General features: G+C 71.6%; 14 protein-coding genes and 1 pseudogene. 4 read left to right on the top strand and 11 right to left on the bottom strand.

Annotated features, from left to right (window positions below; all coding sequences use genetic code 11):
* Positions 1–3: 3 nt before the first annotated feature.
* The 7 genes and pseudogenes from ABZ671_RS16305 to egtA form a co-directional block, all read right to left on the bottom strand.
* Entirely contained in the window at positions 4–201 is a 198-nt protein-coding gene (locus ABZ671_RS16305; protein ID WP_357857830.1) for a hypothetical protein, read from the bottom strand.
* 76 nt (positions 202–277) lie between these two features.
* On the bottom strand, positions 278–1,741 hold the full coding sequence (locus tag ABZ671_RS16300; RefSeq protein ID WP_357857827.1) for an RNA-guided endonuclease TnpB family protein: 1,464 nt from the start codon (positions 1,739–1,741) through the stop codon (positions 278–280).
* Between the two features lie 109 nt (positions 1,742–1,850).
* Entirely contained in the window at positions 1,851–2,438 is a 588-nt protein-coding gene (locus tag ABZ671_RS16295; RefSeq protein ID WP_357857824.1) for a TMEM165/GDT1 family protein, read from the bottom strand.
* 210 nt (positions 2,439–2,648) lie between these two features.
* Positions 2,649–3,614 carry an L-histidine N(alpha)-methyltransferase gene (egtD, locus tag ABZ671_RS16290; protein ID WP_357857821.1) on the bottom strand — a complete coding sequence of 322 codons (966 nt, stop codon included), beginning with the start codon at positions 3,612–3,614 and terminating at the stop codon, positions 2,649–2,651.
* 31 nt (positions 3,615–3,645) lie between these two features.
* A pseudogene (gene egtC / locus ABZ671_RS16285) lies at positions 3,646–4,386 on the bottom strand (ergothioneine biosynthesis protein EgtC); the annotation flags it as partial.
* Positions 4,386–5,723, bottom strand: a complete 1,338-nt coding sequence (gene egtB, locus ABZ671_RS16280; protein ID WP_357857818.1) for an ergothioneine biosynthesis protein EgtB — start codon at positions 5,721–5,723, stop codon at positions 4,386–4,388. The pseudogene egtC and the gene egtB, both read right to left, overlap by 1 nt.
* Positions 5,720–6,955, bottom strand: a complete 1,236-nt coding sequence (gene egtA / locus ABZ671_RS16275; RefSeq protein ID WP_357857815.1) for an ergothioneine biosynthesis glutamate--cysteine ligase EgtA — start codon at positions 6,953–6,955, stop codon at positions 5,720–5,722. The genes egtB and egtA overlap by 4 nt, the downstream gene beginning before the upstream one ends.
* Before the next feature lie 226 nt (positions 6,956–7,181).
* Here egtA and ABZ671_RS16270 point away from each other — a divergent pair, with 226 nt between their 5' ends.
* Positions 7,182–8,558: a protein kinase gene (locus ABZ671_RS16270; protein ID WP_357857812.1), complete on the top strand. Its 1,377-nt coding sequence runs from the start codon at positions 7,182–7,184 to the stop codon at positions 8,556–8,558.
* Between the two features lie 25 nt (positions 8,559–8,583).
* Here ABZ671_RS16270 and ABZ671_RS16265 read toward each other — a convergent pair whose 3' ends face one another.
* From ABZ671_RS16265 to ABZ671_RS16255, 3 genes are all read right to left on the bottom strand, one after another.
* Complete coding sequence (locus ABZ671_RS16265) at positions 8,584–11,064, bottom strand: ABC transporter permease (protein WP_357857808.1); 2,481 nt, start codon at positions 11,062–11,064, stop codon at positions 8,584–8,586.
* A gap of 116 nt (positions 11,065–11,180) precedes the next feature.
* Complete coding sequence (locus tag ABZ671_RS16260) at positions 11,181–11,846, bottom strand: response regulator transcription factor (RefSeq protein ID WP_357857805.1); 666 nt, start codon at positions 11,844–11,846, stop codon at positions 11,181–11,183.
* Positions 11,843–13,075, bottom strand: a complete 1,233-nt coding sequence (locus ABZ671_RS16255) for a histidine kinase (RefSeq protein ID WP_357858077.1) — start codon at positions 13,073–13,075, stop codon at positions 11,843–11,845. The genes ABZ671_RS16260 and ABZ671_RS16255 overlap by 4 nt, the downstream gene beginning before the upstream one ends.
* A 255-nt stretch (positions 13,076–13,330) precedes the next feature.
* Here ABZ671_RS16255 and ABZ671_RS16250 point away from each other — a divergent pair, with 255 nt between their 5' ends.
* Positions 13,331–13,675 (top strand): hypothetical protein, encoded by a 345-nt coding sequence (locus ABZ671_RS16250; RefSeq protein WP_357857802.1) that lies wholly within the window; start codon positions 13,331–13,333, stop codon positions 13,673–13,675.
* Between the two features lie 80 nt (positions 13,676–13,755).
* Here ABZ671_RS16250 and ABZ671_RS16245 read toward each other — a convergent pair whose 3' ends face one another.
* Positions 13,756–16,911: a CHAT domain-containing protein gene (locus ABZ671_RS16245; protein WP_357857799.1), complete on the bottom strand. Its 3,156-nt coding sequence runs from the start codon at positions 16,909–16,911 to the stop codon at positions 13,756–13,758.
* A gap of 108 nt (positions 16,912–17,019) precedes the next feature.
* Between ABZ671_RS16245 and ABZ671_RS16240 the strand changes: the two genes are divergently transcribed.
* Positions 17,020–18,231 (top strand): SEFIR domain-containing protein, encoded by a 1,212-nt coding sequence (locus ABZ671_RS16240; RefSeq protein WP_357857796.1) that lies wholly within the window; start codon positions 17,020–17,022, stop codon positions 18,229–18,231.
* A 237-nt stretch (positions 18,232–18,468) separates the two neighbouring features.
* On the top strand, positions 18,469–19,521 hold the full coding sequence (locus ABZ671_RS16235) for a hypothetical protein (RefSeq protein WP_357857793.1): 1,053 nt from the start codon (positions 18,469–18,471) through the stop codon (positions 19,519–19,521).
* Positions 19,522–19,763: the final 242 nt, after the last annotated feature.

Below are 19,763 nucleotides of genomic sequence, written 5' to 3'. Positions count from 1 at the left end.
CGGTCACCCCCGGTGTTTGTGCTCGGGCTCCTCCTCGGTCTCCTCCTCCACCGCCTCGGCGTACGGCTCCATCAGGTCGTCGGCCGGCACCGCGAGCCACTCGGCCTTGTCCTGCTCGTCGGGGCGCCCGCCGGGGGGTGGCTCGGGAGCCGTGGGGTCACCGGCGAAGCCGTACTCGTTGGGCTCGTCGTGCCTGCTCATGCGCTCGACCTCCGCTCGTGGGCAGTGTTCGCCTCTCGTGGGGTCACGTTACAGCGTGTCTCATAAGTCGGTTGGGTCATGAGACACCGCCCTTCTCGGGCGTCCCTGCCGTCACGGGTGTTCGTGGCGGCGGGGTTCCTCCGTCGTCGGGGCTGGTTTCACCGGCGCGTGGGCGCTGGCCAGAGCCGTCCCCTCGGGAGGCGTTGATAACCGGGCCTCGTACTTCGGGGTGCCGGGTCTGGGCATGGTGCTGCTCGGCCCAGACAGCGAGGTTGACCGCCGCGTTGACGTCCCGATCCGCCGTATGCCCGCACTCGCCGCAGCGGAAGACACGTACGGACAGGGGCAGGGCGGGGCCGACGATGCGGCAGGCACTGCACATTCTGGTGGACGGATACCAGCGGGGTGCCCGGGTGGCCCGCCCGCCCCGCCAGCGTTGCTTGTAGCCGATGATGCGGGCCAGGTCAGCCCAACCCGCATCGGAGATAGCGGCAGCAAGACGCCGGTTGCGAAGCAGACCGGCGGTGTGCAGGGTTTCCAGAGCCAGCCGGTCGTGGGTCTTGACCAGCTGGTTGGCGACCTCGTGCAGAAAGTAGCGACGCACATTCGCGACACGCAGGTGGGCACGCCCCAGCCGGGCGACAGCCTCGGCCCGGTTGCGCGAGCCTCGCTGTTTACGACTGACCTGGCGGGACAGCCGCCGCAGCCGGGGCAGGGCAGCCCGCAGCGGACGCGGCGCATCATCGACACGCGCCACCTCCCGCCCGGTGGTGTCGGCGGCCACGACGAGAGCGGCAAGACCGCGGTCGACGCCCACCCAACCACCGCCATCGGCGTCGGGGCGGGGCGGGTGTTGGCGGGCGGGATGCAGGTCCGCCGCCTCCACCGTCACGGTGACGGTCCACCGGCCCGCCTTGCAGGAGACGGTGGCATACCGGATGTGGGCCCGGCCTGTGCGGATCATCCGCCGCAGTCGGCGGGTGTCCTCCCGCACCCTCAGCACCCCGATCCTCGGCAGACAGACACTCCGAGGTCCCGCCGTCGGATCCCCCACCCGGATACTCGGCCGCCCGGCCTTCATTCTGCAGCGGATCCGAAACGACGGCCGGGTCCGGCCCTTGCGTTTGAACCTCGGGAACCCCACCCGACGGCCCGACCGTTCCCCCCGCCGAGAGTCCGCCCAGGCCGCCAGGCCACGACCCACGTCGACAGCGGCTTCCTCACACACCTGCTGACACACCTGCGCCCGCCACGACAACCCCGTCGCCACGATCTCGACGGAACCTGCCGCGTCGACCACGAAACGGCGACCCGCCGCAGCCGAGGTTTTCCACGAGTTGAACGCGTTGATCAGGTCGAAACCCGACCACGGCACCACCACCGGCACGCCCCGACGCTTCGCATCCAAGGCTTCCTTCACCAAAGCCAGGCACTGGTTGAACGCGAACCGGGCCGCCCCCGCATGCCGAGCCAACACCACCACCTGCGACGGCGACGGCGACGCATCAACCGTGAACCGGAACGCGGCAAACCTCCCCACAGCCCCACAGCATGCCCGCCACCTACGACACTTCCGAAACACGCGCTAGCTAGGCGTTGATCGGCAGCGCCGCTGCGTTCCTGCCCGACCGACGGGATCCCGCACCGGCTCAGGTCAGTTTCGCGACCGCCTCCATGATCAGCCAGAGGCCGGAGATGGCGAACAGAATCGCCGCGCCGTACCGGATGGCTTTCTCCGGCAGGTGCCGGCCGAGCAGCCGGCCCACCATGATCGCCAACGCGTCGGCGGCCACCATGCCGAGGGTCGAGCCGAGCCAGGTGCCGAACCAGCCGTACTTGGTGGCCAGGGTGATGGTGGCCAGCATCGTCTTGTCACCCAGCTCGGCCAGGAAGAAGGCGACGCCGACCGCGATGACGGCGTTGCGGCTGCTCTTCTCCGCCTTGCGCTGCTCCTCCTCGGTGAGCTTGTCACCGCGCAGGGTCCACGCGCCGAAGCCCAGGAACGCCAGACCGGCGATGAGCGAGATCCAGCTGGTGGGCAGCGCGGCGTGCAGCCCGTAGCCGATGCCCACCGACGCCAGGTGCACGAGCGCGGTGGCGACGGTGATGCCGACGAGCACCGGCAGGGGCTTGAACCGCGTGGCGAACGTCAGGGCCATGAGCTGGGACTTGTCGCCCAACTCGGCGACGAAGATGACGCCGAAGCTGACCACCAGCGCGACGAGGAAACCGTCCATCCGAACCTTCCCGATCAAGCCGGGAGAGGTATGGGGAACCCTCGACCCGGCTACGACAGCCTGAGTCGAAGGTCTCGCCCGCCTGCGGAAACCGAGGCCGCGTGGCCGGATGCGGACGCATCAGTATGTCGACCACGACATTTTGGGCTACTCCCCTTCGCGCCGCCCAGCCTAACCCACCCGCCGCTGCGGCCCATCGGCGGCGGGCGCTCAGTCGGCGCGGGCGAGGTTGACGGCGAACAGCCCGTCCGAGTCGGTCCAGAACGCCTGCCGCTCGAACCCGGCGTCGGCCAGCTCCGCCGAGATCCGCTCCGGCCGGAACTTCGCCGAGATCTCCGTACGGAGTTCCTCGCCGGCGGCGAACTCGACGTCCAGGTCCAGCACGTGCACCCGCATCGGCCGCTCGGCGCGCAGGCGCATCTCGATCCACTCGTGCTCCGGGTTCCAGAGCGCCACATGGGCGAACGCGGCCGGGTCGAAATCCGCGCCCAACTCGCGGTTGAGCACGCGTAGCACGTTGCGGTTGAAGTCGGCGGTCACCCCGGCCGCGTCGTCGTACGCGGGCACGATCATCTTCGGGTCCTTGACCAGGTCGGTGCCGACCAGCAGCCAGTCGCCGACCTCCAGCGCGGCGCGCATGGCGGTGAGGAACTCGGCCCGCTCCACCGGGAGCAGATTGCCGATCGTGCCGCCGAGGAACACCACCAGTCGCCGGCCGCCGGTCGGCAGCCGATCCAGCTGCCGGGTGAAATCGCCGACGATGCCGCGTACCCGCAGCCCGGGGTATTCGGCCGCGATCTGCCCGGTGGACTGGCGCAGCGCGCTGACCGAGACGTCCAGCGGCACGAACGTGCCCAGCTCGCCGTGGCGGGTGAAGGCGTCCAGCAGCAGCCGGGTCTTCTCCGACGAGCCGGAGCCCAGCTCGATCAGCGTCTTCGCGCCGGTCAGCTCGACAATCTCGTCGGCGCGCTCGGCCAGCACGGCCCGCTCGGCCCGGGTCGGGTAGTACTCCGGCAGCCGGGTGATCTCCTCGAAGAGCTCACTGCCCCGGGCGTCGTAGAACCACTTCGGCGGCAGCCACTTCGGCCGCGCCGTCAGCCCGACCCGTACGTCCTCCCGCAGGCTGCGGCCAAGGTCCTGCTCCTCCAGATAGATCTCCAACGGTTCCGCGCTCATGTGTGTCCCTCCCGTGAGATTCGCATTCGGCGGCCATCAGGTCCCGCAGTCGCACCCGAGTCGCGGTGGCCACCACCAACTGACCGTCCGGCACCGCCCGCCAGCCCGGGTCGTCGTCCAGGGGTTCCGAGGCCAGCAGCACCGACCTCGGGGTACGCCGCAGCGACAGCGCGTGCCCGGCCGTGCTGGCCACCACTGTCGTGCCGTCGGTGAGCAGCAGGTTCAGCCGCGACCCGGGGGCGGCCGCGGTGACCGCCGCGACGGTCGCGGCCACCGCCCGCGCCGGATCCGCGCCGGCGCGCAGCCGGTGCCGCACCAGCGCCCAGAGCAACGCCGCGTCGGTCGGCGCGTCCAGCGTCAGCAGGTCGCGTACCGGCAGCTCGGCGGCGAGCGGCACCACCGCGTCCGGCCAGCCCCGGACCACGCCGTTGTGGCTGAACAGCCAGCGTCCCTCGGCGAACGGCGCGGCGGACGTCTCCTGCACCGGCATGCCGACGGTGGCGGATCGGACGGCGGCCAGCACCGCCCCGGCGGCCGTCGCCGCGGCCAGGTCCGGCAGGGTGGTGTCGCTCCACAGCGGCTGCGCCCGCCGGTAGCGCACCGGGTCGCCGCCGCCCGGATACCAGCCGATGCCGAAGCCGTCCGCGTTGATCGTGCCGCCGCCGCGCATGTCCTGCGGCGCCCAGGACTGCCGCGCCAGCCCGTGCGGCGGGTCGTACAACAGGCTGCGCAGCGGGACCGGCGGACCGAGGTACGCCAGGTGGCGGCACATCAGGGTTGCGATTCGTCCGGCCGGGCGTCCCGGGCGCACCGGAAGCCGCTGAAGATCTGCCGGCGGATCGGGTAGTCCCAGTTGCGGAAGGTGCCCCGGCAGGCCGACCGGTCCGTGCCGAACGAGCCGCCGCGCAGCACCCGGTAGTCGTCGCCGAAGAAGACCTCGGAGTATTCCCGGTAGGGAAAGGCGACGAAGCCCGGGTGCCCCCGAAAGGTGGTCGAGGTCCACTCCCAGACGTCGCCGATGAGCTGGTGCACGCCCAGCGGCGACGCGCCCGCCGGGTAGGCGCCCACCGGCGCCGGCCACAGGTGCCGCTGGCCCAGGTTGGCGTGCGCGATCGTCGGGTCCCCGTCGCCCCACGGGTAGCGCCGGGAGCGGCCGGCCGCCGGGTCGAAGCGGGCCGCCTTCTCCCACTCCGCCTCGGTGGGCAGCCGCTTGCCGGCCCAGGCCGCGTACGCCTGCGCCTCGTACCAGCAGACGTGCACCACCGGCTCGTCGTCGCGGACCGGCGACCAGCGGCCGAACCGGCGGTACGCCCAGCCGTCGCCGTCCCGCCGCCAGTGCATCGGCGCCGTCAGGTCCGCCTCGACCCGGTGCCGCCAGCCCGCCACGCTCCACCAGCGTGGCTCGTCGTACCCGCCGTCGGCGATGAAGGCCCGGTACTGCCCGTTGGTGACCGGCGCCGCGTCGATGGCGTACGCCGGCAGCTCGACGGTGTGCGCGGGACGTTCGTTGTCCAGCGCCCACGGATCGGTGGAGGTGCCCATGGTGAACGGCCCGGCCGGCACCAGCACCTCACCGGCCACCCGGACGCGCGGCTCGGGCGGCGGCGGCGCGTCCAGCACCGGCGTGCCGGCGCGCAGCTGGTGGGTGGCGAGCATGGTCTCGTCGTGCTGCTGCTCGTGCTGCACGATCATGCCGAACGCGAACCCGTCCTCGACCAGCTTCCGGTCGGTGAACCGGATTCCGTCGAGCAGGTCGTAGACCTTGTCCCGGACGGTACGCACGTACGCCCGCGCCTCGGTCGGGGGCAGCAGCGGCAGCGCCGGCCGGTCCCGGCGCGGCTGTTTGAATGCGTCGTACAGGTCGTCGATGTCCTGGCGGACCGGCGGGCGCCCGCCGACGTCGCGCACCAGCCAGAGTTCCTCCTGGTTGCCGACGTGGGCCAGGTCCCACACCAGCGGCGACATCAGCGTGGAGTGCTGCCGCACCAGGTCGTCGTCGTCCACCGCGTCGGTCAGCAGGGCGGTGCGGGCCCGGGTGCGATCCAGCTCCACCGCGATCCGGCTGCGTAGCCGTTCGCTGTCCGTAGCCGGCCGCTCGGTCGTGGTCACTGGTGCCTCCTCTCCGCGGCGACGCGGCGCCGCCGGATTCCTCGGCTCGTCTCCTCGTGGATCCCGGCCGGCAGGTCCAGCCCGGGCAGGGCGGCCAGGGCCAGCTCGAGCAGCGCCGCCGCGGCGGCGGCAAGCGCGGCGTCGGCCAGCCCGTGCCGGGCGGCGGCGTGCCACCGGTCGGCGACCGGGGCGGCGACCGCGAGGGCCTCCCGGGTGGTGGCCGGCTCGGCGAAGAGCCCGGCCAGCACGGCGAGGGGCACCATCCACTCCCGGCCCGGCTGGGCGTCCAGGTAGCGGATTTCCAGGTAGCCCCGTGGGCGTACCGGTGGGAAGAGCGTGCTGACGTGGTATTCCAGGTCGTCGGTGGTGGGTGGGCGAGGCAGTGCTCCGGCCAGCCAGTCGGCGAAGGTGACGCCGGTCGGCGCGGTCCAGTCGGGGCCGTCGCCGCGCACGCAGAGCAGCGGTGCGTCGAGTGCGTAGTCGGTCCAGGCGGCGACCGGGTCGCGGTCGGGCCCGTCGGGGGACCAGACCGGGCGGGTGCGTGTCGGGTCGATGGCCAGCCAGGCGGCCATCCGGGCGGAGGCCCATCCGGTGGGCCGGCCCGCGTGCCGGCTCGCGGTGGCGAACGCGGCCAGCAGCGGCGGCCCGACGGCGTGGGCGGCCGCCCACCGTTGCGCCAGCCGTTCCGGCTCTCCCGCGTCGAGGCAGATCTGCAGGCCGGCAGTGCTGTACATCATGGCGCGGCCGGCCGGGCCCTGCCGGTCGAAGACGCAGCGCATGGCCTGGTAGCGGGGTGTTTCCACGACCGGACGCGGGGCCCGCCAGGGATCCATCCCGGTCCCGCCGAGGACGAGACCGTCGGCGTCCAGGGCGGCGGTCAGTTCGGCGATGTCTGCCTCGGTGGCCTGGATCAGGGCGGCGACCGACGGTCGCGGCGCGGAGGAGATCTCGACCTGCCCGCCCGGCTCCACGGTCACGGCACCCCCGTGCCGGAGCCGCTGGGCGGGGCTGCCGGGGTCGATGGTGACGGGGCTGTGCCGCCCCAGCGCCCGGCGCAGTCGCTCGCGGTCGACCGGACGGGCCGGGTCCGCGGCGTCGTGCACGGTCCATTCCAGCTCGACACCGGTCAGCATCGGTGGGCCGGTCTTGAAGCAGATCCCGGCGAGGTGCCCGGCCGCGGTGGCCTGGTCCCGCAGGACGGTGACCCGGTCCAGCTCCGGCGACATCACCAAGAGATGGCTCCTCTCCGCGGGTGGCGACCACTGCACCGCCTGGCACGCAGTGTCATCAAAAAACCACGCACAGTCTTACCATCGTCTGTCTACCAGACGGAACACGCGCGGCCGGAGAGATGAATGTTTGTCCGGAATTTGGTCGGCGTCCGGCGACACCACCGACAGAGCCGACCGAGAATGAGGGAGATCACGGAAAATACTTCACGACCGCTCTGGGTACGGTATGGAGGTGTTGTCTTCGGAGGTCGTGCTCAGCGGGCGGTACCGCCTGGACGACCGTGTCGCCACCGGCGGCATGGGCGACGTCTGGCGCGCCACGGACCTGGTGCTCGGCCGCCAGGTCGGGGTGAAGATCCTGCTGCCCGCGCTAGTCTCCGATCCCGATTTCATCGCCCGCTTCCGGGGCGAGGCGCGGATCATGGCGGCGCTGCGCCACCCGGGCGTCGTGCAGGTGTTCGACTGCGGTGAGGACGAGCTGCCCGACGGCGGGCGCGCCGACTACCTGGTCATGGAGTTCGTCGAGGGCGAGCCGCTGTCGAGGCGGATCGAGGCGGCCGGACGGCTCGAGGTCGCCGAGACGATGTCGATCGTGGCGCAGGTCGCCCAGGCCCTGCACGCCGCGCACGCCCGGGGCATCGTCCACCGGGACGTGAAGCCGAGCAACCTGCTGGTGCAGGAGAACGGCACGGTGGTGCTGATCGACTTCGGGGTGGCCCGGTCGACGGATGTAACCAGCATCACCAGCACGAACGCGGTCCCTGGCACCGCCCTCTACATGGCCCCCGAGCAAGCCGCCGGTCGCCCCGTATCCGGCGCCACCGACGTCTACGCGCTCGGCGCGGTGGCCTACTGCTGCCTCACCGGCAGCCCGCCCTTCACCGGGGACAACCCACTGCAGGTGGCCGTCCGTCACCTGGACGACGAGCCGCCGGAGCTGCCGCCGGACATCCCGCAGCCGGTCCGCGACCTGGTCGCCCGGGCCCTCGCGAAGGACCCCGCCGACCGTTTCCCCAGCGGCGCGGCGATGGCCGCCGCCGCCCGTGCGGTGGCCGCCGATTCGCCGGCCTCGGTGGTGCCGGCCCGGCTACGGAATCCGACCGGAGCGACGGACACCAGGGACGACCTTCCCGTCGTACCGCCGCTGCGCCCGGAGCGTGCCGGCCGGCGGGGCACGCTCATCGGCGCGCTGGCCGCGGCGCTCGTGGCGCTGGCCGCGCTCGGCGCGACGCTGGCCGCCTCCAGAAACCTCGGCGACCCGGCGACCACCATCCCGACCAACTCACCGGCCGTCGCCCCCAGCGACAACGCGCCGGCAACCGTCGAGTCGGTGCCCGCCGAGAAGAGCAACCAACCGTTCCGGCCCGAGCCGGGCAGCCGCCCGTCGGAGACCTCGACCCCGACGCCGCCCCTGACCGACTCCCCGAGCGCGTCGGCCGAGCCGCCGTCCGAGGAGCCGTCGTCCGCTCCGACCGGCCCGACCGCGACGCCGCCGAGCAACTCGACCGCGACCCCGAGCAACCCGCCATCGGCCGGCACCACGACACCGGGCACCCCGGACGCCGGTGAGGGCAACCAGCCGCCCATGGGCGCGGGCGGCTGAACCGTCACCGGCGTTCCGGCTCCGGTCACTCCGCGCCGAGCGCCGCCACGACCGGCCGGGACAGCGCCCGCCGGGCCGGCAGGACGCTGGCGGCCAGCGCGGCCAGCACCGCCACCGCGACGACGAGGCCGAGCCGTCCCCACGGCATCACCAGGGTGAAATCACCACCGATCCGGGCCATGACCGCCATCGCGCCGGCGCCCACCCCGGTGCCCAGCGCGATGCCGAGCAGGGTGCCGACCAGCGCGGTGAGCACCGCCTCCACCGCGAGCACCGCCCGCATCCCGCCCCGGGTGAGCCCGACCGCACGTAGCACGGCGTGTTCCCGAGTACGTTCCACCACCGACAGGCTGAGCGTGTTCGCCACCCCGACCAGCGCGATCACCACGGCCAGGCCGAGCAGCGCGGTGACGAGGGCCAGCAGCATGTCCACGGTCCCGGTGAGCATCTTCTTGTACGCGGTCTGATCCAGCAGGTTGACCGTCGGGTATCCGGTGAGCACCGACTCGATGGCGGCTCGGGCGGTGCCCACGGAAATCCCCTCCGCCGGATCCACCTCGATCAGGTAACCCCGCTCCGTCGGGAAGAGGCGGTCGAAGTCCACGTCGACGACGTCGACCACGTACCCGGCGGGCACCGGACCGCCCGCGAGAACCGGCTCCTCGGCGGCCACCAGCGCCGCTACCCGGAACGGCCGACCCGCGAGCGTAACCGTCTCGCCGACCGTCCAGCCCCGCGCGGCGGCCAACTCGCGGTGCACCAGCACCGTGCCCGGCCCGAGCTCGGCCAGGTCGCCCGCGTCCACCGCGGACAGCGTCCGGCGCACCAGCGCCGGGTGGACGGCGTGCAGCTCGACACCGTCGGTCACCCGGCTGCGCTGCTCGTGTACGACGCCCAGCTCAGGACGGGCGGCCAGGTCACCGGCCAGCGGCGCGGGCAGTTTCCCGCCGATCCCGACAACCAGGAAGTCCACCGGCACCCGCTTGTCCACCGCGCGTTCGATGCCGGCCTTCGCGCTGGCGGCACCGACGACGAACGCGGACACCAGACCGATCCCGATCACCATCGCCGTGGCCGTGGCGGCGATCCGGCGCGGGTTACGCACGGCGTTCGACACGGCCAGCCCGCCGGTCGCGCCGAGCAACCGACGCGCCGGCCAGCCGAGCACCCGGACCAGCGCCGGCACCAGCACCGGACCGAACAGCACGATGCCCAGGAAGGCCAGCACCCCACCGACGACGACCAGCAGCACCTGGCCGGTGCCGCCCGCCCCGACCAGCGCCGCCACCCCACCGGCCAGGAGCACCCCGCCGGCCGCCAGGCGTACCCGGCCGGCCCCACGAGCGGGCTGCACGGCGGCGTCGGTCAGCGCGGTCACCGGCGCGACCCGGGTGCCCTGCCATGCCGGCACCGCGGCGGACAGCACGGTCAGCAGCGTGCCCAGGCCGAGGCAGAGCAGCACCGTACGGGCAGACACAACGAGCGTGCCGGCGGTCGGTACGTCCATCCTGGACAGCAGCGCGCCGGTCCCCACGGCCAGCCCCACACCGGCCAGCACACCCACCGCCGAGGCAACCAGGCCGGTCACCGCCGCCTCGCCCAGGGTGGCCCGGGAAACCTGCCCCCGAGTGGCGCCGACCAGCCGCAGCAGCGCCGTCCGCCGGGTCCGCTGGGCGAGCACGATGGCGAAGGTGTTGGCGATCACGAAGCCCGCCACCACCACCGCGACGGCCGCGAAGGCCAGCAGGAACAGGCCGAACTGCTGCCGGTTGCGTACCGCGTCGGCGACGGCCTCGTCGAGAATGGTCTGCCGGTCCTTGACGGTCACCCCCGGACCGACCACCGCCCGAACCCGCTCGGCCAGCGCCGCCCGGTCCACGCCGGGTCGGGCGGCCACCATGACCCGGCCGTACCCCGACTCGCCGCCGACGTTCAAGGCGTCGGCCCCGACCAGGCCGATGAACGGGCCGCCGAGGTCCCGGGACGTGCCGGCCACGTCGACGGCGCCGACCAGGGTGTACGGCCGGGCCGGGCCGTCGGACCCGCCGACCCGCACCGGCGTGCCGAGGGCAAAGCCCTGGGCGGTGACGGTGGCCGCGTCGAGCACCACCTCACCCGGGCGCTGCGGCAGCCGCCCGGCCACCACGTCGTACGACTGCAGGGCCGGGTCGGTGGGGATGGCGGCGAGCACGGCGAAACCGAGCACCGGCCGACCGTCGGAGCCGACCACTCCGGCGGAGCCGAGCAGCTCCCCGTCGGCGGCGGCCACCCCGTCGACCGCCCGGACCCGCTCGACCGACACCGGTGGCAACGGCTCCTTCCCGGCGTACGCGGCCAGGTCGGTGTGCCGGTCGAAGGCGCCGGCCCGGGTGTACGCCCCGGCCCGCATGCCATCGGTGAAGATCAGGGTGCCGGCGACGAAGGCGACGCCCAACACGATGGCCAGGCAGGAGAGCAGCAGGCGCAGCCCGTCGGCGCGGGCCTGGCGCAGGATCAGTCGCAGCATGTCTCCGACGCTATGCGCGGCACCCCCGGACTGATCTCCACCTGCGCGCTCGACCTCGGTGCGCCCCGGGTCGCCCCCGACCGGGCGAACCCGTACGACCCGGGTCGTACGCCGGCTCAGCCGCCCGGGGTGACGAGGCCGCTCTCGTACGCCAGCACCACCGCCTGCACCCGGTCGCGGAGCTGGAGCTTCGCCAGGATCCGGCCGACGTGGGTCTTCACCGTCGCCTCCGCGACGTGCACCCGGGCGGCGATCTCGGCGTTGGACAGCCCCTGCGCCACGAGCAGCAAAATCTCCCGTTCCCGCTCGGTGAGCTGGGCCAGCCGCGGATCCTCGGTGGGACCGGGGCCGAGCTGGCCGGCGAACCGGTCGAGCAGCCGCCGGGTGATCGACGGGGCCACCACCGAGTCGCCCTCGGCGACCACCCGGATCGCGGCGAGCAGTTCCTCCGGCGGGACGTTCTTGAGCAGGAACCCGCTGGCCCCCGCCCGCAGGGCGGCGAACGCGTCCGCCTCGGTGTCGAAGGTGGTGAGCACCAGCACCCGGGGCCGCCCGGCGGGCGGGCGCGCGCAGATCCGCCGGGTCGCCTCCACCCCGTCCATGGTCGGCATTCGCAGGTCCATCACCACCACGTCGGCCTCGACCCGGTCGAGGACCCGCAGCGCGTCGGCGCCGTCGATCGCCTCGCCGACCACCGTCAGATCCGGCTGGGAGTCCAGCACCATGCGGAACCCGGCGCGGACCAGCGCCTGGTCGTCGACGATCACCACACGAACGGTCACGCCGCCTCCCCCTGCTCAACCCCCGGCGTCGACGGTAGCGGTAGCCGCGCCTCGACCCGCCAGCCGCCGCCCATGGTGGGGCCGGCGGTGAGGCTGCCGTCGTACACCCCGACCCGCTCCCGCATGCCGAGCAGGCCGTGCCCGCCGGACGGCGCCGGGCGGACCACGGACCGGCCGCGCCCGTCGTCCACGGCCCGGACCACGACGTCGCTCGCGGACCAGTTGAGGCTCAGCTCCACCGACGCGCCAACCCCGGCGTGCTTGAGCGCGTTGGTCAGCGACTCTTGCGCCACCCGGTAGACGGTCAACTCCAGGCCTGGCGGCAAGGGGGCCGGTTCGCCGGTGGCACCGTAGTTGACCCGCAGGCCGGCGGCGCGGAAACGGTCCAGCAGGGCGGGCAGCTCCACCAGCGCCGGCCGGCGGTGCGCCGGCTCGGCGGAAGGGCCGCCGTCGGGCTCGGCCGCCACGCCCGGCGGCTCCGACCGGCCCGGCTCCCGCAGTACGCCCACCAGCCGACGCATGTCCTCCAGCGCCTGGCGGCCGGTGTCCGCCACCACCTTGGCCGCCTCGCGGGCGGTGGCCGGGTCCCGATCGATGGTGAACCGCACCCCGTCGGCCTGCACGATCATCACGGCCATGCTGTGCGCGACCACGTCGTGCAACTCGCGGGCGATCCGGCTGCGCTCCTCGGCCACCGCCGCCCGGGCCTCCGCCTCCCGCTCGCGTTCCAGCGTGGTCGCCCGCTCCTCCAGGCTCAGCACGTAGAGCCGGCGGGTCCGCACGTTCAGCCCGACCAGCCACACCGCGCCGGTGACCAGGCCGTAGACGATCGTGTTCGCCCACCAGGGCGCCGGGCCGGACGCCTGGACGGCGGCCAGCACCACGCCGACCGCGGCGACCAGCCCGGCGATCACCCCGTCGCGGAGCCGGTCGGCGTACTTGACCACGCTGTAAAGGGCGATCAGCACGGCGACGTCGTAGCCCAGCGGACCCCAGCCGACGACCACCTGCAGCAGCGCCAGCCCGCCCACCGCCGCCGCCCCCGCCGCCGGGTGGGTACGCCGCACCAGCAGGACCAGGGCCATTCCGACCCCGACCAGGGTGGCGCTCCAGCCGCCGGGCTGGGCGACGGCCCCGAGGACGGCGAAGAGCGCCACCAGCCCGGAGACGGCCACGTCGAAGGCGACGCTGCGCAGCGGCCGGCCGAAGATGATGCGATCCACGGTCAGCCAGCGTACGGCGGGCGGAGTTCCGACCCACGGCGTGATGGGACAGCCCGGCGGCGCGGCGTAGTTGGCGCACGACGGCGACCGGTCGCTCGTCAGGTGTTTCCTGTTCGGCCATGCAACATGCAACCGCTTCCCGTGCGCCTCGGTGAGGCCGAGTCTCGAAGGTACCGAAACCGGCCTCCTGTCATCGATGTCTCGGGATATGCCGGAGCCGGCAAAGGTCGCCCGTCCCTTCGATCTGCGAGGAGCAGAAGCATGACCAAGACGATCACGACGCGCCTCGGCCGTCTCGCCGCCGTCACCAGTGCGGCGGGTGCAGCGGTCGCGCTGATGGGTGTGCCGGCGTTCGCCGCCGGCCCCTACATCAGCTCCAACTCCGGCGGGGCGAACATCCGCAGCTGCGCCGACACCGGGTGCACCTCCAACGGGTACTACGGCAACGGCACCAGCGTGACCATGGTGTGCTGGACCGACACGCAGTGGGTCTACCCGCCGCAGTCGAACTACGCCTCGAACCGCTGGTTCAAGGTGAACAGCCCGACGACCGGCTACATCCACTCGTCCCTGGTCGCCAATCAGGTCTCCACGCCGCGCTGCTGACCAATAGACGACGTACGGCCCGGCGACCCAGCGCGGTCGCCGGGCCATACGTCAGCAGGCGAAACCGGTCGAAGATCACGTTAGGCGCCGGCGTGCACGTAGCCCGCCCACTGGGAGGGCGCGCCCGGCAGGAGGTCGCGCAGCGCGGTTACTGCTGTTCGCACACCCTCGGCGGCCCGGTCGACGGGCAGCTCCTGCCCGGTCCAGAGCGTCAGATAGAACCCGGTCGCGGCGCGTGCCGCGCTCCGGTCGTCCACCTGCCACATCGTCCCGACGACGTGCCGGAAGCCGACGAGCAGGAACGCCGAGGTCAGATGCACCGCCTGGTCGGCCATCCGGGGTGCCGAGTCGGAGGTGGCGCAAGCCGACAGGTAACACAGTGCGCCATGGGGCGCCTCAGCCTGGGCCAAGCTGCGTACGGTCATCGGGTTTGCCTCGTGATCGGCGAGCAGGATACGGCTTCGAGACGGCTCGGTCAGGTCGACGACGGCGTGGCAGGCGAAATGCACCACCGACGCGGTACGCAGGCCCTCCAGGACCGCGGTGTGCGCTGCGTCATCATCTTGGAGCAGTGTGGCGTCCGGCAGCATCGCGGCCAGACCCGATGCCTCACGCCCGCACTGCGGAATGGGCGCGGCGCCCGCCGGCTCGGGAACCGAGACGACGAGCACCGCCGGTGTCTTGTGCGGCCGGTGGCGGCGCGCGTACAGCAGCGCCAGCGGTGTGGGCGTGTAGGACGAGATCACCTGGTCCAGCACGGTGCGACCGGCGCGCTCGCGATGGTAGCCGGCGGCGTGCAGCGGCAGATAGGACAGGACGCCCACCGGGCACCACCAGAGGCGCCGGGGCTGGGCGCCGGGCTTCAGCACGGCCAGCGCCCGCACGGCATAGGTGTCCCACAGCCACTCCAACACGTCGCTCATCCGCTGCTGGCCGGCGCGTCTGCCCGCGTAGGTGTCGGCTGTGGTGGCCGCCTGCAGACCGGCACGGAACCGGTTGGCCTCGGCGAAGACATCCTTAGCGGTCGCACCCTCGAATACGATGGCGGAAACCGGCGCATCGTGGTGGATGACCAGCAAGCCGCACCCCGCCTCGCCTGCGAAGGCATAGGCGATGGGACCGTCGGCGGCGGCTTCCCGTAGGCGCGCGAAGGGCACAGGGTTCAGGAACTCGGGGTATCCCGCCTCGCGGATCTCCGCCACCACTGTTCGCCACTCTCGGTCGAGCGCCGACCGACGCTGGGACCGGGTGCCTGCGGCACGCGCAGCCTGTGCGTCCAGCACCCAGCCGTCGCCGATGGCGGTGCCGCCTGGCTCGCGCTCCAGCTGGTGGAGCTGTTCCTGCAGGCGCAGGAACCTGCGTGCCAGTGCCGGGGATACGCGATCCAGCGCGGCCTGGTCTATCGAGCGCTGGTGGATGGCCTCCGTCAGCAGCAGCGTCCTGACCTGTTCCATGAGTTCGACGCCGCGCTCGGCGCGCCCGCACCGGGCACTGATCCCGGCTATCTGTGCGGCGAAGCCGTTGATCCGGCTCATTTCATGGTCGCGGTCGTCCCGGTCAAGCCACCGGCCGGCGAGCCGCGGCATGAGGTCTACCGCCTCCTCCAGCGCCGCCATCGCCTCCTCAAGTCGGCCGCGCTCGGCCGCAAGACTGGCGCGGGCCCGGTGCGACCAGATGCGCAGCAGCACCGGTGCCGCGGGTTCCCGCGCGGCAAGCTGGTAGTTGTCTGCCGCCTCGGCCAGCATCTCATCGTCGGCACGTACGGTCGCCAGCGTGCTGAGCGCCAGGCCCAGGTTCGCCGCGATCATCGATAGTTGGGCATGACCGCCGTCAAGTCGTCCGATCGCTTCGCGGCCGGCGATGACCGCCTCATCGAGAGCCGCCTCGTCGCCGTTACCAGCGAAGACGGAGCGAAGAATGATCATGTGGTTGGACAGCCTGCCAGGACGATCCGGATCATCGACGGCGGTCGTAGCGAGCAGCTCATCGCTGGCGCGGCGGGCCTCGTCGATCATCGCGGCGTCCCCCGCGGCCTGGCCGGCACTGCGCAGCATCAGGACCAGGCTCGACAGGACCGCCGGGTGATGCGGGTGGTGGCCTGAGCTGGCGTCCGCGGCCCGACGCAGGATCGTCAGGGCCGAGACCGCCACCTGGGGGTCTCTGGTGCGTTCGAACAGGTTGCGCAGGATGATGCCGTAGTTCGACAGCCGCCCCGGCCATTCCGGGTGATCGGGGGACGTCGCGCGCACGGCCCGGTCTCCCGCGGCAACAGCCTCGTGGAGAAGGTCGATATCGCCGGTGACACCGAACGCGGCGTCCGCGGCCAGACTCAGATTCGCCATGGCCGCCACCAGGTGTGGGCTCTGCGGATCAAGGCCGGCCACCGCTGACCGCCCCGCCTCGACGGCCTCATCGAGGTGGGTGATGTTGCCGTCACGACCGAAGCGCGTTCGCAGGATGGTACACAGATTCGACAGCAGCGAATACCGGTTCGATCCCAGGCCAGCAGCGTCAATGCCCTGACGGGTGGCCTGTTCGGCCGCCGCGAGCAGATCTGCCTCATCCGTCACCTCGTACAGATTCAGCAACGCCAACCCCAGGTTACCGAGCAACACCACCCTCGCCTGGGCGTTACCGGGTACGCACGACAGCGCCTCGACGCAGGTGTTCACCAGCTCTGGCAGGACCGCGGGATCCCGATCACGTTGGAACAGCGCGTTGAGCGCCGCGGCATGGTTCGCCCACACTGCCTCGGCGCCGGGTGCGACCGTGGAGACGCCTCGTGCGGCCTCTCGGGTGAGCGTCACCGCCTGGTGAAGGAGTTCCACCTCGCCGGTCAGGTCGTAGAGGGCCTGGAGGGTGACCGCGAGATTCGTGACCCGGGCGGCGCTGTCCTCGGTGCCAGGCGGCGTGGACTTCGCCGCCTCTGCCGCTACGGCCACCGCTCGTTCCAGCGTCGGCCGATCCTTTCGCTGAATGCCCAGCTCCGACAGGCCCAGCGCCAAGTTCGACAGGCGCCCGAGACGCTCAGGGTCCGATGGTGCGGTCAGGTCGACGGCGTGTTGGCTGACCTGAACCGCCTCGGCTCGGTCAGTGGCATCGCCGCTGCGATCCGCGAGCATCTGCAGCGCGGCCCCCAAGTTGGACCAGGCGGACGCGTCCGGGTCACGGGCATTGTCAACTACGGCCCGGAACTCCCGGACCGCTTCCCTCAGCGCCGCCTCTTCTCCCGTCATCCGGTAGGTCTGAATGAGTTCGTACCCGCGGCGGCCCTGATCCCCAGCGCTTGTCGAGGTGCCCGGTGATACCATCCCCCCAGTATCGGCCGCGCCTGGAGTTACACAATGGATAGAGCCGAGATCGGATTCCTGCTGACTGACGAGGGCAGTAGGTGGGTCGACGCTTCACCTAGCACGCTACGGGTGGGAGCTATCCAACTTGCCGGATGGCAGATCGCACCGGTACGCCCGGTACCCGAAGTGTTCGGACACACCGATGCCTATCTGATAAAGGTCAATTTTGATCTGGATACCGAGCCGGGCGGCCCACCTCCGCGTTGGTTCGAGATCGGTTTTCGGTTGGCTACCGACATCGGTACGCCGTCGGTCCTCGACGCTCTCCCCGGGCCACACCTGGGCCCGAACCCTGCCACGGCGTACCACGTCAATGCTCATCTCAACTTCGTTCCCGCCGGAGCAGAGCGCGACGACGCCGTCCACCTGTCGGTTGGTGCGTCATCCATCACGACATTCGGCATCGGCGGCAATGAGATCCGCTGGCGGCACTTTGCTGAGCAGGGTGACTCCGTCCGATGCGGGTCATATGCGCACTGGGCGGTTCTACTCCTGCCACCGGGGGCCGAGACACTCCGGGTCACCGCGCACGCGCGTTTTGACCTCGCACTCGAAGACACCCTCGGCTACCTTCCCGCCACGCAACCGGCCAGTTTCGCGCTCGACCTGACGGGACATGAGCCACCGGTGACCGTTCCGCCCATGCCCCCGTCAGCGGTCGACGCCCCTGCGCCGCTGGCCGCTCCCCGCGCGCCGCGCGTTTTCGTCTCGTACGCCCATGACGACGAGATCCACGTGGACAAGGTGCGCCTGTTCGCCGAGTTCCTGCTCACCTGCGGCATCGACGTGCACATGGATCGGTGGGATCTCAACATGCGCCGTGACTGGTACCTGTGGGCTATGGATCAGGTCGACCAAGCCGACTTCGTGATCATGGTCGCCTCGCCGATCTGCAAGGCCGTGGGGGAAGGGCGGGTCGCCAACGACAAGAACCGGGGGATGCAGTCGGAAATCGCTCTCATCCGGGAGCGCCTGCACAGCGACCGGGCCACGTGGCGGCGGAAATTGCTGCCCGTCGTCCTACCCGGGCGGTCCGCCGACGAGCTTCCGGCATTCGTCCAGCCCCAGACGGCCGACCACTACCCAGTCACCGGCTTCACCATCGACGGGGCGGCGGATCTACTCCGGACCATCACCGGCCGGCCGACCTACGTCCGGCCGGCGATCGCGCCCCAGGTCGTACACCTGCCGCCGCGCGAATGAGCGTTGCCCCTGTGGGCTGACCAGCGGAACTCGCCGCAGCCGCGCGGCAGGCGCGGCCCCCGACATGCCCGGTGACTGGCACCGGCCAATTGCGCAGGTGTTTCCGAAACACCGTGCGACAGCGCACCCCTGCCGAAAGGCTGCGCGGCGGGCGAGGCTGGGAATCGCATACCACCGCCAGCCCCATCGGCGCGGCGGCGTTCACCCGCCCCACCCCCTTCTGATCGGGAGGCAGCGATGACCTGTCTGCGAATCCCCGAGGGCCGAATGGCCTTGGCCGCGTACTACCGCACCGCCGCGGTGCAGATCGTGCGCGAGGGGCTGAACTACGTTCGTACCGAGTTGCGCAGCCAGATCGTCTCGGGCCAGGTGAACCCGCTGGCCGTGCAGGCCGACTCGGAACAGGACGGGTACAGCCCGACCCGGATCGACGCGGTCATGGACCGATTGATCGAGCAGCGAGTCCGGCAGTTGTCCCCGGGGGCCACCTACATCAGCGAGGAAAACCGCAAGACCGTGTCGCCGGATCCGGGCGACATCTACGCCATCGCCGACCCACTCGACGGCACCACCAATGCCTTCACCATGTTCGGCGCCTACTCGGTCGTGCTGTACTTCGACCGGTTTACCGGCAACGAGTTCGATCACTTGGGCGGCGCGATCGCCTCATCCGATGGGTCCATCGTGAGTTGGCAGAACTTCCGCAATGGCGAGGGCGAGGTCTGGATCGACTGGCCGGAGAATTTCGACTGGCCGACCACCGACGCGACCGCCGAGACGGACACGATTCAGCCGGCCACCCAGATCCCCCGACCTCCCCTCGGGATACAGGTCGCCCGCAAGCGCCGGGCCGGCGGGTCCTGGGCTGGACGGCCGCAAGCGGAAATTCACCACGGACTGAGCACCAGGATGGCGGCCGTGTCGTACAGCACCGGCAGGCGTGCCGACCTCGACGACCACTTCGACTTCAAGCCCCGCGCTGACGACGGGGAAAGCCGGCTCTACGTCTCCTCCTTCGCGGGGAACCCGGTTATCGCGCCGCTGTTGGTGGGCCAGCTCGGCTCGGTCGTCGAGACCCGGGCCGTGAAACTGCACGACGCCGCCTTCCTGATCCCGTTGGTGCTGGCCGGTGGTCTCGTCGTGGACTTCACCGACACCGAGATCAACGTGCTGCGCTGTTTCCAACAGCACGATGGGGCTGACCCGCTGGCCCGCCGGATCGGACCGTTCATCGCGGCCGCCGACGACACCGTGCTCGAGACCGTCCTGCGACGGCTTCGCCGCAAGTAGCACACCATCATGGTCACCAGAATCCGCTTGGCGCATCCAGCGGACATCCCTACGATTCGATATCGTGACCTCGTCGCACGCAGGTGGCGCCGAATCCTTCGGCACCGCACTCCGTCGTCTGCGACTCGCCGCTTCGTGGTCACTCAGTGAGGCATTCAGCGCAACGTTCTGATCACCGAAGGTGATCATGTGGTGCGGTCGTGTTCGGTGTGGAGCAGGATGAGTGCGGCGGCCACGATCTT

Source organism: Micromonospora sp. NPDC006766 (genome assembly GCF_040636055.1).
Lineage (GTDB): Bacteria > Actinomycetota > Actinomycetes > Mycobacteriales > Micromonosporaceae > Micromonospora.
Note: the sequence above shows the minus strand (reverse complement) of the source record. Positions and strands in the feature narration are given on the sequence as shown.

What these genes read in the sequence shown, in the direction of transcription:
- ABZ671_RS16235 (WP_357857793.1), top strand. Translation starts at nt 18,469, where the DNA reads ATGACCTGTCTGCGAATCCCCGAGGGCCGAATGGCCTTGGCCGCGTAC.
- ABZ671_RS16245 (WP_357857799.1), bottom strand. Translation starts at nt 16,911, where the DNA reads ATGACGGGAGAAGAGGCGGCGCTGAGGGAAGCGGTCCGGGAGTTCCGG.
- ABZ671_RS16265 (WP_357857808.1), bottom strand. Translation starts at nt 11,064, where the DNA reads ATGCTGCGACTGATCCTGCGCCAGGCCCGCGCCGACGGGCTGCGCCTG.
- ABZ671_RS16250 (WP_357857802.1), top strand. Translation starts at nt 13,331, where the DNA reads ATGACCAAGACGATCACGACGCGCCTCGGCCGTCTCGCCGCCGTCACC.
- ABZ671_RS16295 (WP_357857824.1), bottom strand. Translation starts at nt 2,438, where the DNA reads ATGGACGGTTTCCTCGTCGCGCTGGTGGTCAGCTTCGGCGTCATCTTC.
- egtD (WP_357857821.1), bottom strand. Translation starts at nt 3,614, where the DNA reads ATGAGCGCGGAACCGTTGGAGATCTATCTGGAGGAGCAGGACCTTGGC.
- ABZ671_RS16270 (WP_357857812.1), top strand. Translation starts at nt 7,182, where the DNA reads ATGGAGGTGTTGTCTTCGGAGGTCGTGCTCAGCGGGCGGTACCGCCTG.
- ABZ671_RS16240 (WP_357857796.1), top strand. Translation starts at nt 17,020, where the DNA reads ATGGATAGAGCCGAGATCGGATTCCTGCTGACTGACGAGGGCAGTAGG.
- ABZ671_RS16305 (WP_357857830.1), bottom strand. Translation starts at nt 201, where the DNA reads ATGAGCAGGCACGACGAGCCCAACGAGTACGGCTTCGCCGGTGACCCC.